We start from the raw sequence: 17,361 nt of genomic DNA on the forward strand, positions 1-17,361 counted from the left end.
TTAGTTTCCTTAAAATATTGTCGAGGGCTACGCCATCGTAAATTGGGTGATAGTGCTGTAATTAACGTCGCCAATACCTTGCAAGCTTAAAACCGGATCGCTCCCAGACAGCGGAAAACGTACGGCATTAACCGTGCCTAGCAACTCAGTGGATAAGCCATTTTGATTATTATCTGTCGTCACACTCATGCTATAGGTTCCGGCAGGAAGCCCCAATGCTTTAGGATCCACAGTAAAATTCATATCCCCAGCAGACGCCGCCCCGAGGGCAAGGGGATAGCTATTACCCGCCGAGTCTTTCAGTGTCAGGGTGACCTGTGACGCTGCATGGGCCAGCGTTGTACGGCCAGTGACAGCGGTTGTGCCATCCGTCGATAACTGGTCTGTAGCCACCATTACTTTTTGTCCGGTTAATGTGCCAATGCTCTGTTTTTGTAGCGAGCTAACTTGCCGAGAGGTACTGGTCATTAAACTTGAGATGCTGTCCATAGACTGAACTTGGCTTAATTGTGCCAACTGGCTGACATACTCTTTACCGTCTGTGGGATTAGTCGGGTCTTGGTTTTTTATCTGCGCAACCAGGAGCTGTAAAAACATATCGCTAATTTGGCTATTGGCATTGGTCGTCGCCGTTGTGCGACTGGCCGTACTGGCCGCTGTCGCGGTTGTGCTATTGCTAATATTCATTACGTGACCTCACCTAGGCGCAGCAAGCTTTGTTGCATGCTTTTAACGTTTGTCAGTACGTCAACATTGGTTTCGAAGCTTCGACTGGCTGACATCATATCCGCCATCTGGTCTACCGTATTAATCGCAGGATAATAGACATAGCCTTGTGCATCCGCTAAAGGATGATTCGGTTCAAAGCGGGCGACTGAACCTGGCTGCTGGCTTATTGCCGTGACGGCAACGCTGGCGGCAGAAGGAGTATCCAACGATGCTTGGTTCATTACCGCACTAAAAACGGGAACGCGTGCCTGATAGACACCGTCCGCAGACGAGGCCGGGGTATCAGCGTTAGCCAGGTTACTGGCAACAGTATTTAAGCGAATCATTTGTGCGTTCATTGCCGACCCGGCAATTTGATAAATCGCATTAAACCCCATCATGGCTCCTATACATCAACTCTTCCCCTCAATGGCCTTTTGCATACTCGCTAACTGCATCGAAAGGAAAGACAAACTCACCTGAAAACTCTGGCTATTATTGGCAAAAGCCGCTTGTTCAGTGTGTAATTCAACCGTGTTCCCGTCCGCGCCGATTTGCTGGGGGACTCGGTAAAGTACCTGAGCCGGTTGGGAAGTCATCTCTCCACGTTGGCGTTGCATTTCAGCTGAAAAATCAATATCTTTGGCCTGATAATTTGGAGTGTCAGTATTCGCTAAGTTACTGCTTAATATTTCAGCCCGTTGTAATCGTAAGTCGATGGCCTGCACGCTATTGCCTAACGCACGGCTGAAAGATATGCTCATTAAAAGAAGCCTTATTCACTAGTCCCTGAAATTGTTAAGCAATTTTCATGCCAAAAAGTAATTCTATTTTTTGATATATTTTTCAGGGAGTTAAATCTATGTCATCGGTAAAGAGGAAGTGCTACTTCCGCTTTGAGCGCGTCGCGTGTTACGCGTTATTGGGAAGTCTTATCGGATTGTCGTTAAACATTGCCTGCGCTGCATCGCCGATTGAGAGGCAAGCAACACTGTGGGTTGTCCAACAGGTTCAGCGGATGGGTCAACAACAAGGATGGCAATCATTACAGATCGCGCCGAGCATACAACTCTTCAATGCTAACGAGCATCTCTCGCCCTGTAGCACGCCATTAGCGTTCACTGCCCCATTATTGCCTCAGTCACCGACCCGCTTCCCCCTGATCATCAGCTGTAACTCGCCCAGTGGTTCGTGGAAAATTAGGGCACAGGCCAATGTGGAAATACGCTTAGCGGGGGTCGTGGGGGATAAAGCCCTACCTGCGGGTACGCAGCTAACGACCAGCGATATAAAAGTCATGCCCATTTCCCTGCAGCCCGGGATGCGCATTAACTTTATTACGCAACCCAATGACGCGATACAGATGACCCTTAAGCGTGCCGTGGTCGAGGGGCAACCGCTGACATTACCCCTCTTAAGCACGCCAAGAGTCATCTCACGTAATCAACCTGTCATCCTCGTCGTCCAGCAAGATGGCCTGGCGTTAACGACAGAAGGTGTCGCGTTACAAAACGGCGGTAAAGGCGCGATCATTCGCGTTAAAAATAGTAGTAGTGGTCGAATATTAAGTGGGACGGTGATGGATGCTCAACAGGTACTGATTCACGTAATTGAATAAAATTCGTTATTCGCCTTAATTTTTCGGCGACCTGAGTCGTTGTAGGTAATAAATGGAGATTTTTTTATGATAAAACTAACCCCGACGTCGCCCAATGACAGAGTCAGCACATCGTTGACTCAACCGGTTAAAACCGAAAATAGTGAAAAAGTGACGTCGTCAAAAGTTTCCTCGCCTTCGACAGAGCAGACACTGACTCAAGCTCGTGAACATTTAGGGCAACTGCCTGAGGTGGACCTCGATAACGTCGCAAAAGTTAAAGCGGCACTAGGCCGAGGTGAGCTGAGTCTCAACACTGATGCGCTAGCCCAATCGATGCTCGCCTTTTTTCAGAGGTCTGAATGAAGCGAATTGAAATAGTGCGGCAGTTAGTGGCGGATTTGCTTGATGACCATCAACACTTTCAGAGGATTGAAACCCTTCTTTCAGCTCAGCGACAAGCTATTTTAAGCTTTACGCCGTCACAACTTGAAAGCCATACCGAGCAGTTGATGCAACATTATCGACAGATTCACCAACACGCTCAGCAACGTATACGTGGTTTACAGCAATTATCATTAACTGCCAACCATCATGGAATGAGCCAGCTACTTCAAGGCCTTGCCCCTGCCGCACAACAGCATTTGCTCAAAGTATGGCAGGATCTCCCTGTACAACTGCAGCGTTGCCAACAAGCAAATAGTTCTAATCAACAACTTCTTGAAATGCAGCACAGCCTCTTGACCGAGTGTATGCCAGAAGTAGACCCCGTAGCATGGCTTTATCACCCCGATAATATGGGCTAACTTTTGCTACTGAAACGTAACGCCGCTAACTCGTCACTCAGCTTTTGAGCATGCTGTTGCTGTCTCTTCTCTTCTGCATCCGTTTTCGCTTGGCAGTAATGTTCCAGTTGTTTTTCTTGGCGATGACTCGCGATAAGCTGGGCGTTGCGCTGGGCTAATTCCTGCTCAGCACACTGGTACTGTTGCTGTTGCCATTGATACAACCGACGCAATTCTCGTGAATAAATCTCCTGATTACTTAATACTAAGCCGCTAGCCATAGAAGGCTTTGGCGAGTCGATAAAGTGTTGCAGGGTATCCAGCTTATTACGCATTCGTTCGACACGCTGTTGCTGTTCTACCACACGCTGCTGGCACTGTACTCGACGTTGCTGCCTTAAGCGCTCAAGAGCCTTAAGTTGGGGTGAGAGGGGGTGACTCATCGTTCACCCTGCATAACGGAAAAGAGATCCTCAAGACTTTGGTTAAAGTCGCTTAATTGCTGATCCTCTTGCTGTAAGAATTGCACAATAGCAGGGGCCAGTTGCATAGCGCGATCAACCTCGGGGTCGGCACCCGATACATATCCCCCTAAGGCGATCATCGGCTTGATCTCTTGATAACGACTATAATGCTGCTTAAAAGCCCGCGCCAGATGACGATGTTCCGCAGTGGTCACTAACCCCATACAACGACTCACAGATTGGCTGATATCGATAGCCGGAAAATGGCCCGTTTCGGCCAAGGTTCGAGACAATACAATATGACCATCCAAGACGGCACGGGCCGCATCGACGATAGGGTCTTGTTGGTCATCCCCCTCAGCCAATACAGTATAAATTGCCGTTAAACTTCCCTCACTCGCACTGTTACCTGCCGTTTCAACTAAGCGGGGGATCAACGAGAAAACGGAAGCTGGGTAGCCTTTCGTTGCAGGTGCCTCTCCGAGGGATAATGCGATCTCACGCTGCGCCATGGCATAACGAGTCAGAGAATCAATCATCAGTAATACATGGAAACCTTGATCGCGGAAAAAGGCGGCAATTGCGTGGCAGAGTTCAGTCGCTTTCAAGCGCATCAAGGGGCTTTCATCGGCGGGTGCAGCGACCACAACCGCCTTTTTTAATCCCTCTTCCCCTAAGGTATGTAAGAGGAATTCATTCACTTCCCGTCCTCGTTCGCCGATCAACCCGACGACCACAATTTGTGCATCAGTCGCTCGTGCCATCATGCCAAGCAAAACACTTTTTCCTACACCGCTTCCGGCCATCAAGCCTACGCGTTGGCCGCGGCCCAAGGTCAATAAACCGTTGATCGCACGGATCCCAACATCTAAAGGGGCAGAGATTGGGCGACGCGATAAAGCCCGTATTTGGGGTAGCTGTCGCGGCAGAGAGGCATTCCCTGTTGTAGGGCCTTTCTCATCAATGGGTTCTCCCAAACCATTGACTACCCGTCCTAGCCACTCTAGGCCCAAGGTTAACTTTGGACGCTGAGTGGAAGGAAGGACTCTTGCCCCACTCCTTAACCCTGCAAGGCTGTGAAGAGGCATTAAATAGGTGAGTTCGCGATTAAAGCCCACGACTTCAGCGATAATTCTTTTTTTATCGACTGTTTCCACTTCGCAACGCTCTCCGATAGCTAATGGGCAGCCACTGACTTCCATTAATAGCCCGGTGACCCGACATAATTTCCCAAAGTCTTGACTTAGGGGAACGGCCGCGAGGGTAGAGAGAGCCTGTTCAAGCCCTTTCATTCCCCAGTACTCGTCGTCGTTAGGCTCTGTTCAAGCGTCGTTAAGCAGCTCTCAAGACGTTGTTGGCATCCCAGATCGAAATGCTGCTCCACTGTATCAATAACACACTCACCACGGCGGAGATCAGCCTGTGCCTGGAGTTTCCATTGGTCGATTTTTTCCGGGGCTAATTGTCGTAATGCTTGATAATCATCCTCAGACACTCGCACTGAGAATGTTGAGCCGCTCAACTGTTCATTCGCCAATTTATCATCAATCCAAGTCAGCAATAATTCGGGCTGAGTCGCTATCTCATGTTGAATTACCAGCCCTGCGATCCGCGTCACCAAGGCCAAGGTCGCCTCTCTTTGCTGCTGTTCAGCGGTTGCATAAAAATCGTTGAGTGTCGCCACCAGTGTGGTGATTGGCTCACTCGCCTGATCAAATAGGGCTTTACTGGCGGCAACACCTGTTGAGTGCCCCTCGTCGTAACCTTGCTGTTTCCCTTCCAACAGCCCCTGTTCTATACCTTGGTTTTTTCCTTCTACGAACCCTTGCTGAAATCCTGCCCTTTGCGCTTCTTCTATCAGTGACTGGCTATCGATGGCGACACATTCATCACTAGCTAATCCTGTCTCAAGCGAGTGGTCGGTTTGTAGCGCTGGAAAGCGGTAGGGGATCACTGTTTTGCTCATCGTCTATCCATCACTCGACCGTACGCTCTGCATACATTTGAATGGTAATTTCACCCTCTTCAGCTAGCTGGCGTAGTGTCGCCATAATATCCCGTCTCACTTGTTCAATTCGACTGATGGGGACAGGACCAAGCCGCGTAGATGTTTGCTCCAATTGGCCAACTTGACGTTTTGGCATAATGCTGAAGAGTGCATCGCGTAAAACGGGTTCAGCACCTTTCAACGCAATCGCCCACTCTTCAAGTGGCACCTCATCAAAAAGACGCTGTAAGGTCTCTTCACTTTGGCGGCTCAAAATAAAGAATTCATACATTTGGTCTTCAAGCGCTTTGAATAATCCCGCATCTTGCTGTTTCATCTGCGCCATTAATTGATTTTGCTGCTCCGGTAGGCGATTAATAATATTCGCCGCATGCCGCGCGCCGGTGATGCGTGACCCATGCTCGGAAATAGTGGTAATCCCTCGTTCGATAAGCCGATCCAATTCAGCAATGACATCTCGGTTGATATCGTCTAGGCGCGCAATCCTGAACAAGATTTTATCTTGTAGGTCTAGAGGCTGCATAGCCAGTACGTCAGCCGCCACATCAGGTGGCAGAAAGGCTAAAAATATGGCTTGTAGTTGAACATGCTCTTGGCTGATTAAGGCCGAGAGTTGAGAGGTATCCACCCACTGTAATCGAGCCATGCGGTAGCGAATCGCGTCACCATAGATATGGTTCATCACACTGGTGGCGATCTCTTGGCCCAGAGATTTTTGCAAAATAGTCTGTAAATAAGCACGCGACCCGCCATGAATACCACTTTGCTGACGATAATCGTCAAAGAAGTGGTTCAGCGCCTGATGGGCTTGTGACACTTTGACGCCTTGTAACCGTGCCATGGTTTCGCTCAGTACAATCACTTCCTCACGAGAAAGCTTTTGCATCACCTGTGAAGCAGCATCTTCGCCAATACTGAGGAGAAGAATGGCAGCTTGCTCAACACTGTTACGTTGTCGAGTAAGCAATGAAACATTAGACGTTGTCGCGGGGTCGGTCATTACTGTTTATCCACTGTTTGATTACTTCAGCCACGCGGTCAGTCTCGTTAGCCGCCAGCTGTTGTAAATAACTCACTTTATCTTCAATTCCTGACGCACGTGGCGGGAGGTCGGATTCATTTTCAAACTGATGTTTTTCACCGCTCGCCGCGACACCTCGATCTGTGTTAGCTGGACTTTCCGTCGTCACGTTCGCCGAACGCTGGGCGATGATAGCCTTAACGGTTGGGCGAAGAATGAACAAGATGATTAGGATGACTAAAACGCCGATACCCCCCCAAATCGCCCAGAACTGAATATCCGGCTGTTGCCACCAGCTCAGTGTCGGTACGGATACCGCGACGGGGGCAATAAAGGCGAGTTTATCAAGCGTTAACTTATCGCCACGCTGATCGTCGATACCCGCTGCGTTTTCTAATAAACTTTTGAGCTGGGCTAGCTGACTTTCAGACATTTTGGCAACCGTCTCTGTTCCCGTATTCAATGCCACCGCAATCTGTAGCTTGGCTAATTGCTGAACCGGATAGTTAATGTGTTTGATTTGGTGGTCGTAGGCATATTTGCGTTGCGTTTGGCTAACGGTACGGTCCAATTTCGGGGCATCTGCTGTATTTGACGTCGCTGTCGTTGGACGATTACTTAAGGTCCCTGGGAGCCCCGATGCCATCGCTTGATCACTGCTATCGTTATTTAACTGCTCTTCTAAAACTTTAGGATCACCCTGATAGGTCTCTTGCGTTTCTTCGGTGCGTCGAAAATCGATATCCGGCATTACCGTGACACGGTAGTTCTTTTGTCCCACGGCAGAATCGAGAATTTGCGTTAAATTCTGAGTAATGGGCTGGCTGATACTACGTATAATATCCGGCGTTACGCTCGGGGTATCTTGCGTACTATCATTCAGCAGCGCACCGGTTTGGTCGACAATATGAATATTACCGGCCGTCAATCCTGGGACACTTCCTGCCACTAACTGAGTGATAGCCCGTACTTGTTGCGACGTTAGACGAATACCCGGGGCCAAGGTCACCAAAACAGAACCGCTACTTGCCGGCTGATTTGAGAGTACAAAACCGCTCTCAGCCTGAATACCCAGATGAACCCGTGCCTCTTCAACACCTTGCAGTGACATAATACTACGTGCCAACTCACCCTCTAACCCACGTTGATAGCGGATATTTTGAATATATTGACTGGCCCCCAAAACCTCATCTTTGTCCATCAGTTCAAAGCCGGGAGCAACGATTGGTTGAATATTTTTTCCTGCTAATACCATCCGAGCGCGAGGTAAAACGTTATCGGCTACCAGCACTTGGCCATTTTCTGGGTTAATACGAAAATCGATCTGCTCAGCAGCTAAAGCACTGGCAACGGCATCATTAGGTAGACGCTGATGGGCACCGTACAAGGGAACGTAATCTACTTGCCCCCGCCACAGTGTCGTGACGATGAGTAGGGTTAATACCCCGCCAGCTAAAGCTAATACCCATGGTTTTTTTAATAATTCAATCGAAAAATTACGCTTTGCGAACCAAGCATTAAGTGAATCAAGCATCATGGCTCCGCATTAAAGGGGGGTGCTTAAGATATCGTCTAGCGCACTACTCAACTTATTACGCACTTGCAGCAACGCGCTAAAGCTGATGTTTGCTTGTTGACTCGCTACCATTGCCCCAGCTAAGTCGTCACTTTGCCCGGTATTAATAGCTTGCTGCTGTTCACTTGCCGCTAACTGTAGTTGATTAACCTTGCCAACAGCTTGTGAGAGGGCCGACTGAAAGCTGTCAGTCGGATTACCCGCTTGTGGCGCAATAATCGGTTTCTGCGTGATAATTTCACCACTTTGCATCAATGGCGAAAACAGCGAAATATTAGGATCGATACTCATTTATCCATTCCTCCAGAGGAATTAACGACATAAACCCGCTTGACGCATCGAGCTAAGGCGGTAACGCAAGGCTCGGGGGGTGATTCCGAGTTTTTCAGCGGTCAGCGTTTTGTTGCCATTAAACTGTTTGAGGACTTCTAGCACATATTGTTGCTCCACCTGTTTCCCCAAATCCCTAATAGCAGGAATGCTATCTACGTCGCTGTGCGATATTTTTTGCGCAGAGCAAGTCACTGATAAACCGAGGTCTTCAGTCGTGAGGCTACCACCTTGACAGAGAATCAGACCACGCTGCACCTTATTTTCAAGCTCACGAACATTACCTGGCCATTCATAGTCAACTAATGCACGTTTCACCGAGGCGGGAACAGTAATCTCTGACGGCGTAAAAGCCCGATACTTCTGCATAAAGTGATAGACCAACGGCAAAATATCTTCTGGACGTTCACGTAGTGGCGAAATGGTAATGGGTAAAACGGCTAAGCGATAGAAAAGGTCTTGTCGAAACCGTCCCTCTTTGACCGCTAGAGGGATATCTTGATGTGTGGCAGCAATAATCCTAATGTTAAGTTTTATACGCCGTGTGCTTCCCAGCCGTTCAACTTCTTGCTCTTGTAAGACTCTGAGTAGCTTAACCTGCAGTGATAGTGGCATATCCCCAATTTCATCAAGGAGTAACGTTCCTCCATTCGCCTGTTCAAATTTACCTGGCATAGTGTGGACTGCCCCAGTAAAGGCCCCTTTTTCATAACCAAATAGCGTGGCCTCTAACAAGCTTTCGGGGATAGCCGCGCAATTGACGCCGATATAGGGCGCGGAGGTCAATGCCCCAAATTGTTGTCGATGGATGTAGCGAGCAATACACTCTTTACCGGTTCCTGACTCACCATAAATCAGAACAGGCACATTAACCTTGGCTATTTTTTCAGCTAGGCGTAAAGTGTCGATACTCTTTGCAGCGCATGAAATTAGATCAGCATCAGCAGTATTTATCCCAGAAGAATAAGTACCCATTGATATTTCCCAAGTGTAAAGTAAAATTTATTAATGTTTTATAATTAACAACGACGCATTAATCTGTTCGATTTATATACGAATTCTAGAGAGATAACGTCTTTATAGTATAAAATTCATTGAAGTTGGCGATGATTCATACAGAAATGGAGCTACCTATCCACTCTCGTCTACTTTTCAGTCTATAATTGCTGGTTTTTAGATCGATTTTACAGAATCTTCTGATACAAATCTAAACAAAACCCTTGCAAGCCGCAACCAATATCTCATAATATTCTTCATAATCCCTTACCAAATGCTTGGTATTTTTTACCAGACACAGCATCAGAACGCCGGGTAAAGCATGGTTTTCGCTAAAGACACAATAAAAAAACTAAACATTGAGGCGGATGACAGTGTATTGCCCCTTGCCGTCAGTCAGCTGGGCAAACCGTGGCATAAGCTCGCAGAACATATTAATAAAAATTATGATAATTTCGATGTAAACTTGAGTCGTTATTTTCTCAATAAATTCAGAATAAATACTTCGCTCGCTAATATTATTTTTTCTATCGAAGAAAATAAAAAATGCCATCAAATATATTCCTGCTCAGCCGGAAAAATAGCCTTTGAAATCGACCGTCCTTTATTACTGAAGTTATTACACGACTTTTATGGTGTCACCGATAGCCCAGAACTCAGCGATGCTAGTGAGATCACTCAGACAGAGTTACGTTTACAAGAGCGGCTTGGGGATGAAATCAGTCAGATATTTTTGACCCCTGAAGTGATTGGACTCCCTATCGCATTACAGCCCCATCATAACCAACAACACAGCCATTGGGCTTGGTCTCTCTCTTTTCAATTACGAGGCTACTCACAAGGGGTAATAACATTACACTTTGATCATCAACTTATTGACCAAATTCTAAGTGGTTTACGCCAAGAAAACGAACATACTCCCCCAGCGGCGATATCCGACGACCAGTTAGAACGGCAGCTACGGCGCGTGCCTTTCACCTTAACGGCTCAGCTCGCCAGCGTTGAAACGACACTTGAGCGCTTGTTAACGTTGAATGTTGATGATGTATTGCCTGTTTTTTTGAATGAGTCGGTGCCGATTATTTTAGGCGATGAAGTCCTGTTTCAGGCAAAAGTTTCTGAACATCAAGGGCAACTCGTGTTGTCAGATTTTATTGATCATTACACCAGGTAACACAGTATGAATTACGATAATAATACGACGCCGTCCGCTTTTTCTCTGGACGATATTAACTTGGATGATCTCTCCCCCCAAGTGACAGATCAGGCATCGAGCACCGATTTCGCACAGCAAAAAGCCGAAGAGCGTAAGCGACAGCTATTTAATCGAATCCCCTTAACCTTAACGCTGGAAGTCGCGTCGGTGACTGTCTCGCTTGCCGAGTTATTAGCAATCGATAATAGTTCAGTCATTGAATTAAATAAGATGGCGGGGGAACCGCTTGATTTAAAAGTCAACGGAGTGCTGTTCGGTAAAGCAGAGGTTGTTGTAGTAAATGATAAGTACGGCTTACGTATTATTGAATTTACTGGGCAATCGTTGAGTGATTTGACACCATGAATCTGACCGCTAAAGCAGGTTGCTTGCTGCCGGCTATCGGGCTGTTATCTTCTGCTCCACTGTTTGCCGCACAACCCGGATTACCGCTATTCAGCTCGCAAGCCGCAAATGGCTCGCAGCAATATAGCGTCAATATCGAAATTCTGGTGTTGATGACCCTACTCGGTCTATTACCGATTATGGTATTGATGATGACCAGTTTTACACGCTTTATTATAGTGTTAGCGATCTTGCGCCAAGCATTGGGCCTACAGCAAACGCCTCCAAATAAAGTCCTAACCGGTATCGCTTTATGTCTTACCTTGCTGGTGATGAGGCCAGTCTGGACGACCATCAATCAACAAGCCGTGCAGCCTTATCAAGCACAACAAATTTCACTTACCGATGCTTTACAGCGAGCCAGTGACCCATTGAAAAAATTTATGCTCGCTCAAACCAGCAAACCGGCCTTGGCGCAGATAATGAGCATAGCCAAAGTCAGCGGTAATCCTCAAGAACAGGATTTAACCATCATTACGCCGGCCTACTTGCTGAGTGAGTTGAAAACCGCATTCCAGATTGGCTTTATGATCTATCTTCCTTTTCTGGTCATCGATCTGATCGTCTCAAGTATTCTAATGGCCATGGGCATGATGATGTTATCGCCAATGGTTGTCTCCCTACCTTTTAAACTTCTACTGTTTGTCTTATGTGATGGCTGGACATTAATTACGGGTACGCTTACTCACAGTATTCAGGGATTTTAAGATGTTTACGCTGGATAGTATTAGCGACCAGATGGGCAGTGCCATTCAATTGGTGTTGCTCATTTCAGCCGTCATTATCTTGCCCGGGCTGCTAGTCGGGCTATGTGTCAGTATATTCCAAGCCGCGACTCAAATTAATGAACAAACGCTGAGTTTTCTGCCTCGCTTGGTGGTGACTCTCCTCGTGTTAATCGTCGCGGGTAAGTGGATATTGATCAAATTGATTGATTTTACTGAGCTCTTGTTTCATCAAGCTGGTTCTCTGACTGGATAGCCCCATGCTTGACTTAACTGGCTTTTACAGTCATCTCCTTACCCTATTGTTGCCTTGGGTGCGTATACTTGCCTTTTTACAATTTAGCCCATTAGCAGAAAGCGCGCTGATCTCTCGAAAAATTCGGCTACTGCTCTCTCTCGTCCTGACGGCGCTTATCGGGCCGTTACTCAATCCCTTTCCTTTACCTGCGCTGCTATCGAGTACGATGTTGATATTAGTGGCGGAACAAATTAGCTGGGGAGTCATTTTCGGTCAGCTTCTGCAGTTCGCTTTTTCATCATTACAAACCGCAGGGCAAATTATTGCTATGAATATGGGACTGTCGATGGCCGTTCAAAATGATCCCGTTAATGGGACAAGCAATACCCTGATTTCACAGCTCTTCAATTTAACCATGATGCTGATTTTCTTTGCTGCGAACGGGCACTTACTCCTGATCACCGTGTTATATAAAGGCTTTATCTATTGGCCTATAGGTGCTGCGCTGAGTTGGCCAACCTTGCAGGTAGTGATCAATAGTTTTGGCTGGATTATCTCGGCGGCGGTCATTATAGCTCTGCCGTCGACGGTCATCATGTTGCTGATCCAAGGGGTATTTGGGTTACTCAATAAGGTCTCTCCGAGCCTTAACCTATTCTCACTAGGCTTTCCGTTGGCAACCTTAGCGGGTATCGTGAGCATTGTTTTGCTGATCCCGTCCTTGTCAGAACACTACTTATCGTTGACCAACCAAATTATTCATCAGTTTGATCTGTTGCGAGGGGCCAATGTCTCAAGCCAGTGATAAAACGGAAAAAGCGACCCCTGCCAAACTCAAAAAAGCACGTCAAAAAGGGGATGCCGGTCGTGCGAAAGAGCTCTCCTCTGCCGCGTCTTTGGCTGTCGCCTTCGCCACCTTGCTACTGTTAACCCCATGGTATTGGCATCTTATTGCTGAATTATTTCAACGCCTGCCTCAACAAGCTGTGGCGCCTTATAGCGGTGATGCCCTACTTTCTCTCGTTGGCAGTTCACTGCATACTGTACTGCTGATTGTACTCAGCTTTTGTATCGTGCCACTGGCTGCAAGCTTAGTCGCGCTATTTAGCGGCGGATGGATCTTTAGCCTGCATAAACTGCTTCCCGATATCAAGCGGCTCAATCCACTCACCGGTATCGCACGTTTAGTCGCCATGGATAACCTGATCGAGTTAAGTAAAGTGATGGTGAAGAGCGTGATTATCTTATTGATGCTGGTCGTCGTGCTCCGTCACTCCCTCCCCGAGATCATGCTTCTTTCTCGTCTCAGCTGGCCGAGTGTTTTCGCTACAGGCTTAACGCTAGCGGTAAAACTCTTCGGTTATTTTATATTACTGATGGCTGGCTTTGCCTTGGTTGAATGGCCATTAAGCCGCTATCAATTTCAGCGAAAAATGCGGATGAGCCGCCAAGAAGTGAAGGATGAGTTTAAAAATACTGAAGGCAACCCACAAATAAAAGGGCGTTTACGGCAGCTACAGCGACAAATCGCTCAGGGTCAGCTGCGTCATAGCGTCCCACAAGCTAATGTCATTATTACTAATCCAACCCATTATGCCGTTGCATTAAAATATGATCCTCAAGCTGCTGCTGCCCCCTATGTTGTCGCAAAAGGTATCGATGATCTCGCGCTGTTTATCCGTCAACTCGGTAAAGAACATGCGATTGAAGTGGTGGAATTTCCCCCATTAGCCCGTGCGGTGTATGCCTCGACGCGAGTGAATCAACAAATTCCCCACCAGCTTTATCAGGCCATCGCACATGTCTTAACTTATGTAATGCAGTTGCGCCGTTGGCGTGAAAACCAGTCGTTACAAAAACCACGTATCAATAAAACGTTATCGCTGTCAGCCGAAGGACAATTTAGTGAATAAATTCCAACTCACTCCGTGGTTTCATTCCGCGAAAAAATTTCCATTAGGACTACCGATCCTTCTTTTGTCGGTATTATCCATGGTGATTTTACCTTTGAATCCTTTGGTCCTTGATTGCCTATTTACCTTCAATATTGTATTGGCCATTTTAATACTGTTGGTCTCGGTCAATGCGCAGCGCCCACTCGACTTTAGTATTTTCCCGACATTGCTGCTTATCACAACCTTGTTGCGGCTATCATTGAATGTCGCCTCAACTCGGGTGGTCCTGCTACATGGCCATGAAGGTGAAGGCGCAGCAGGTAAAGTCATCGAAGCCTTCGGTCAAGTCGTCATCGGCGGTGATTTTGTGGTTGGCTTGGTGGTTTTTATCATTTTAATGATCGTTAATTTCGTGGTAATCACCAAGGGGGCTGAACGGATTTCTGAGGTCTCTGCTCGCTTCACCCTTGATGCCATGCCCGGTAAACAGATGGCCATTGATGCCGAGTTAAATGCTGGAGCCATCACTCAAACGCAAGCCCGTGAAAGACGTGCGGACGTTACTCGAGAAGCTGACTTCTATGGGTCGATGGACGGTGCCTCAAAGTTTGTTCGGGGTGATGCCATCGCAGGGATGTTAATCCTGGTGATTAATATGGTGGGCGGTATTGCGATTGGGATGGTGAAGTATCAGCTCGATGCAAGCCAAGCGTTTCAGCAATACGTATTACTGACCATTGGTGATGGCCTTGTTGCGCAGCTCCCCTCTTTACTTCTCTCCACTGCTGCGGCAATTATCGTCACTCGCGTCAGTGATGGGCAAGATATTCGTCATGAAGTCCGCGAGCAACTGCTTGCTCAACCTACCGTACTTTATACGGTAGCGGGTATAATGCTCGTTATGGCACTCGTGCCAGGCATGCCACATATCGCTTTCCTTAGTTTCACCCTATTATTAGCCTTTACCGCATGGCGACAGTCGAAACGGATTACTGCCGCGAAGGTAATACCGTCTACAGAGATCGACAGTCACCTTGACGCTCAGGCCCCGCCATTGGCGTGGGAAAGTCTCACTCAGACCGAACCCCTCGGGCTAAACTTGGGTTATAAGCTGGTCACTCTTATTGATCCTTCGCAAGGTAGCTTGCTCTCTCAACGGATTACCGGTGTACGTCAGATACTGTCAGAAAGTAGCGGCATGTTGCTCCCTGAAATTCAGGTAAGAGAGAACTTCCGTTTAAAACCTACCCAATACAGTATTATGGTGCAGGGTATCCAAGCCGCCATGGGAGAAGTCCATGCGGATAAGTTGATGGCACTGGCCAGTAATGAAATTTACGGTGAGCTCGATGGAATTCTAGGGACTGACCCAGCCTATGGGATGTCTGCGATCTGGATTGATCCCAGCCAGAAAAGCCAGGCCTTACGCTTCGGCTATCAAGTGGTCGATTGTGCAAGTGTTATTGCGACCCATGTCAATAAAGTGGCTAAGCTCCACCTGCCTGACCTTTTCCAATACGATGATATTACCCAATTGCATAAACGTTTAGCCGATCAAGCTCCGCGCTTAAGCGAAGACCTGCAACAAGCACTCACTTACGCTCAGCAGTTACGTATTTACCGCACTTTACTGATTGACGGTGTCAGTTTAAAAGATATCGTAACGATTGCCACTGCATTATTAATGGGTCATCAAGTCACTAAAGACCCTCTGCTCCTCGCGGCCGATGTACGTTATGCATTACGCCGACAAATTGTCCAAGGGATCAATAAAAACCGACCTCAGTTCGCTGTATTCACGTTAAGCGATGAGTTGGAGAACCTGTTACTCAGGGCTCAACAAGCGGCGGGTAATAAAGAGTTGGATAATATTCCCCTCGATCCCCATTTGTTATCACAGCTACAAACCAATATGCCGTTGATCACTCAACAAATGAAAGCGGAGAACTTACCGCCAGTATTGATCGTTCCTCCTGCATTACGCCCATTGCTCTCTCGTTATGCACGTTCCTTCTCTAGTGAGCTCTTTGTGTTGTCCTATAATGAAGTTCCTGAAGATCGAGAGGTCGCCATACGCGGACACTTAACGTAAAAATGATCTTTTTTACAGGGATAAGTCTCTCTTTCAGAGTTCAGCGCAAAGCGCTCAAGGGATTATCGGCGTATACTCTTTTCACTCACCCTCAGGGAACGAGTCCCTGCAGGATCCATATTGAATGAGAGGGCCTATGAAATTTTTGATCCCTACCAGTGTGGCACTATTGGCGTTAACACTGTCGGGCTGCAGCACTTACCATCGGTTTGTTGATTATTTTTCTTCATCCTCGTCATCAGTTCCTTATGCTAAACAAGCCGAGCTCGACCAACATATCAAAGGGTGTGAACATCAGCAGGGTGAAGCTTGTCTTGCGGCGGGAACGATGTATGAACTACGAGGCAAACCTTTCTATTCGCAAGCACTACGCTACTACCAGTTAGGGACGGGGTTAAAGCAACCTGCGGCCTACAGTGCTTTGGGGCATATGTTTGAGAACGGTTATGCCATCCCGCAGGATTTAACGCGTGCGCGTGAGCTTTATCAACAAGGCGCAGAGTTGGGGGATGCAACCTCTTATCTCTATTTATCGAATCTTTATCGTTATGGACGCGGTATTGATAAAAATCTGCCTAAGGCACGACAGTACGCGACGCTAGCCTGTAAGAAAGGCAATGTAATGGCGTGTAGCGCACAGAATCAGATTAAAAAATAATCGCTGTCAGGCGCTTCCCCGCGGTCAGCTGTTCTGCTCGCAGCTCAGGCGGGGTATTACAGTGCCTTATCTAATCGTTTAACCATCCAGTCGATATCTGACAAGCACGCTCCGTGTATATCATAAACACTTGGGCCTATCTCATTGGGATACTCATACTCTTCAAACGATTCGAGTAGTTCGAGATCATGCTGAGTCGCGAGTGAGGATAACGCTGGAATCAGCCGAGCGAGGGTGTTGCTTTCTAACTGGGTTGCACCATGATTCAGCTTAAAGCTATCAGCCGCCCACATAAGATACGTTTCCCATTCCAAGTGGTGGGCACGCGCGGTATGACCAAGCATGGTGTCATTCTTTTTCATAGTACTGTCACAGCTCCCTCGTTAGTTCAACACTGCTGAGGCGGCACCTTAGCCCTCTTCCCAGCATCCTTATCAATACATCCACTAAAATCTAAGTAATCAATGACTAAACGTCAAGGTTAGCCAGAGTTTCGGCTGAGTAATTGTACGCTGCACGGGTGTAATCCTATCCGGAAATAAAGTAATGAAAAAAATGCGTGATCACATTGAAGAAAAATAACCTAGATGTTTAGACATCCAGATGTTTACACGCCTGATAATAATCAGTACATTGTCTAGTGTGATAAATAAAGTGATGATTTCTAA

General features: G+C 47.3%; 22 protein-coding genes. 11 read left to right on the top strand and 11 right to left on the bottom strand.

Features of this window, described 5'->3' with window-relative positions; genetic code table 11:
* Positions 1-27: 27 nt before the first annotated feature.
* From HH682_RS12445 to HH682_RS12455, 3 genes are read right to left on the bottom strand one after another with little or no spacing between them, the layout of a single operon-like run.
* Entirely contained in the window at positions 28-687 is a 660-nt protein-coding gene (locus HH682_RS12445) for a flagellar hook capping FlgD N-terminal domain-containing protein (protein ID WP_214237868.1), read from the bottom strand.
* Positions 687-1,106, bottom strand: a complete 420-nt coding sequence (flgC, locus tag HH682_RS12450; protein ID WP_214237900.1) for a flagellar basal body rod protein FlgC — start codon at positions 1,104-1,106, stop codon at positions 687-689. Before flgC ends, HH682_RS12445 begins: the two co-directional genes overlap by 1 nt.
* A 15-nt stretch (positions 1,107-1,121) precedes the next feature.
* Positions 1,122-1,472 (bottom strand): flagellar basal body protein, encoded by a 351-nt coding sequence (locus HH682_RS12455; RefSeq protein ID WP_214237869.1) that lies wholly within the window; start codon positions 1,470-1,472, stop codon positions 1,122-1,124.
* A gap of 98 nt (positions 1,473-1,570) precedes the next feature.
* Between HH682_RS12455 and flgA the strand changes: the two genes are divergently transcribed.
* The 3 genes from flgA to flgN all read left to right on the top strand — a co-directional run bounded on the left by flgA (position 1,571) and on the right by flgN (position 3,111).
* Complete coding sequence (gene flgA / locus HH682_RS12460; RefSeq protein WP_214237870.1) at positions 1,571-2,326, top strand: flagellar basal body P-ring formation chaperone FlgA; 756 nt, start codon at positions 1,571-1,573, stop codon at positions 2,324-2,326.
* 66 nt (positions 2,327-2,392) lie between these two features.
* Positions 2,393-2,671, top strand: coding sequence for a flagellar biosynthesis anti-sigma factor FlgM (gene flgM / locus HH682_RS12465; protein ID WP_214237871.1), 279 nt, complete (start codon positions 2,393-2,395; stop codon positions 2,669-2,671).
* Complete coding sequence (gene flgN / locus HH682_RS12470) at positions 2,668-3,111, top strand: flagellar export chaperone FlgN (RefSeq protein ID WP_214237872.1); 444 nt, start codon at positions 2,668-2,670, stop codon at positions 3,109-3,111. Before flgM ends, flgN begins: the two co-directional genes overlap by 4 nt.
* Here the strand turns inward: flgN and HH682_RS12475 are convergent.
* From HH682_RS12475 to HH682_RS12505, 7 genes are read right to left on the bottom strand one after another with little or no spacing between them, the layout of a single operon-like run.
* Positions 3,108-3,533: a flagellar FliJ family protein gene (locus HH682_RS12475; protein ID WP_214237873.1), complete on the bottom strand. Its 426-nt coding sequence runs from the start codon at positions 3,531-3,533 to the stop codon at positions 3,108-3,110. The genes flgN and HH682_RS12475 overlap by 4 nt on opposite strands.
* Positions 3,530-4,846, bottom strand: a complete 1,317-nt coding sequence (locus tag HH682_RS12480) for a FliI/YscN family ATPase (protein WP_214237874.1) — start codon at positions 4,844-4,846, stop codon at positions 3,530-3,532. The genes HH682_RS12475 and HH682_RS12480 overlap by 4 nt, the downstream gene beginning before the upstream one ends.
* A complete protein-coding gene (locus HH682_RS12485; RefSeq protein ID WP_214237875.1) occupies positions 4,843-5,520 on the bottom strand; it encodes a FliH/SctL family protein in 678 nt (225 codons plus the stop codon). The genes HH682_RS12480 and HH682_RS12485 overlap by 4 nt, the downstream gene beginning before the upstream one ends.
* A 10-nt stretch (positions 5,521-5,530) precedes the next feature.
* Positions 5,531-6,562 carry a FliG C-terminal domain-containing protein gene (locus tag HH682_RS12490; RefSeq protein ID WP_214237876.1) on the bottom strand — a complete coding sequence of 344 codons (1,032 nt, stop codon included), beginning with the start codon at positions 6,560-6,562 and terminating at the stop codon, positions 5,531-5,533.
* The gene (gene fliF, locus HH682_RS12495; RefSeq protein ID WP_214237877.1) at positions 6,537-8,117 is read right to left on the bottom strand and encodes a flagellar basal-body MS-ring/collar protein FliF; all 1,581 of its coding nucleotides are present in this window, start codon (positions 8,115-8,117) and stop codon (positions 6,537-6,539) included. The genes HH682_RS12490 and fliF overlap by 26 nt, the downstream gene beginning before the upstream one ends.
* A 12-nt stretch (positions 8,118-8,129) precedes the next feature.
* Positions 8,130-8,450, bottom strand: a complete 321-nt coding sequence (fliE, locus tag HH682_RS15975; RefSeq protein ID WP_214237878.1) for a flagellar hook-basal body complex protein FliE — start codon at positions 8,448-8,450, stop codon at positions 8,130-8,132.
* A 21-nt stretch (positions 8,451-8,471) separates the two neighbouring features.
* Positions 8,472-9,464 carry a sigma-54 interaction domain-containing protein gene (locus tag HH682_RS12505; RefSeq protein ID WP_214237879.1) on the bottom strand — a complete coding sequence of 331 codons (993 nt, stop codon included), beginning with the start codon at positions 9,462-9,464 and terminating at the stop codon, positions 8,472-8,474.
* A 343-nt stretch (positions 9,465-9,807) separates the two neighbouring features.
* On the opposite strand from HH682_RS12505, the gene HH682_RS12510 reads away from it, so the two are divergent.
* The 8 genes from HH682_RS12510 (at position 9,808) to HH682_RS12545 (ending at position 16,693) form a co-directional block, all read left to right on the top strand.
* The gene (locus HH682_RS12510) at positions 9,808-10,659 is read left to right on the top strand and encodes a FliM/FliN family flagellar motor switch protein (RefSeq protein WP_214237880.1); all 852 of its coding nucleotides are present in this window, start codon (positions 9,808-9,810) and stop codon (positions 10,657-10,659) included.
* A gap of 6 nt (positions 10,660-10,665) precedes the next feature.
* Positions 10,666-11,046, top strand: coding sequence for a FliM/FliN family flagellar motor switch protein (locus HH682_RS12515; protein ID WP_214237881.1), 381 nt, complete (start codon positions 10,666-10,668; stop codon positions 11,044-11,046).
* A complete protein-coding gene (gene fliP, locus HH682_RS12520) occupies positions 11,043-11,792 on the top strand; it encodes a flagellar type III secretion system pore protein FliP (RefSeq protein ID WP_214237882.1) in 750 nt (249 codons plus the stop codon). The genes HH682_RS12515 and fliP overlap by 4 nt, the downstream gene beginning before the upstream one ends.
* A 1-nt stretch (position 11,793) precedes the next feature.
* Positions 11,794-12,066 carry a flagellar biosynthesis protein FliQ gene (fliQ, locus tag HH682_RS12525; RefSeq protein WP_092676732.1) on the top strand — a complete coding sequence of 91 codons (273 nt, stop codon included), beginning with the start codon at positions 11,794-11,796 and terminating at the stop codon, positions 12,064-12,066.
* A 4-nt stretch (positions 12,067-12,070) separates the two neighbouring features.
* Complete coding sequence (locus HH682_RS12530) at positions 12,071-12,853, top strand: flagellar biosynthetic protein FliR (protein ID WP_214237883.1); 783 nt, start codon at positions 12,071-12,073, stop codon at positions 12,851-12,853.
* Positions 12,837-13,961 (top strand): flagellar biosynthesis protein FlhB, encoded by a 1,125-nt coding sequence (flhB, locus tag HH682_RS12535; RefSeq protein WP_214237884.1) that lies wholly within the window; start codon positions 12,837-12,839, stop codon positions 13,959-13,961. The genes HH682_RS12530 and flhB overlap by 17 nt, the downstream gene beginning before the upstream one ends.
* Complete coding sequence (locus tag HH682_RS12540) at positions 13,954-16,035, top strand: flagellar biosynthesis protein FlhA (RefSeq protein ID WP_214237885.1); 2,082 nt, start codon at positions 13,954-13,956, stop codon at positions 16,033-16,035. The genes flhB and HH682_RS12540 overlap by 8 nt, the downstream gene beginning before the upstream one ends.
* Positions 16,036-16,171: 136 nt before the next feature.
* The gene (locus HH682_RS12545; protein WP_214237886.1) at positions 16,172-16,693 is read left to right on the top strand and encodes a tetratricopeptide repeat protein; all 522 of its coding nucleotides are present in this window, start codon (positions 16,172-16,174) and stop codon (positions 16,691-16,693) included.
* A gap of 56 nt (positions 16,694-16,749) precedes the next feature.
* On the opposite strand, the gene HH682_RS12550 is transcribed toward HH682_RS12545, so the two are convergent.
* On the bottom strand, positions 16,750-17,055 hold the full coding sequence (locus HH682_RS12550; RefSeq protein ID WP_214237887.1) for a hypothetical protein: 306 nt from the start codon (positions 17,053-17,055) through the stop codon (positions 16,750-16,752).
* Positions 17,056-17,361 lie beyond the last annotated feature (306 nt).

Source organism: Rosenbergiella gaditana (assembly GCF_018494065.1).
GTDB lineage: Bacteria > Pseudomonadota > Gammaproteobacteria > Enterobacterales > Enterobacteriaceae > Rosenbergiella > Rosenbergiella gaditana.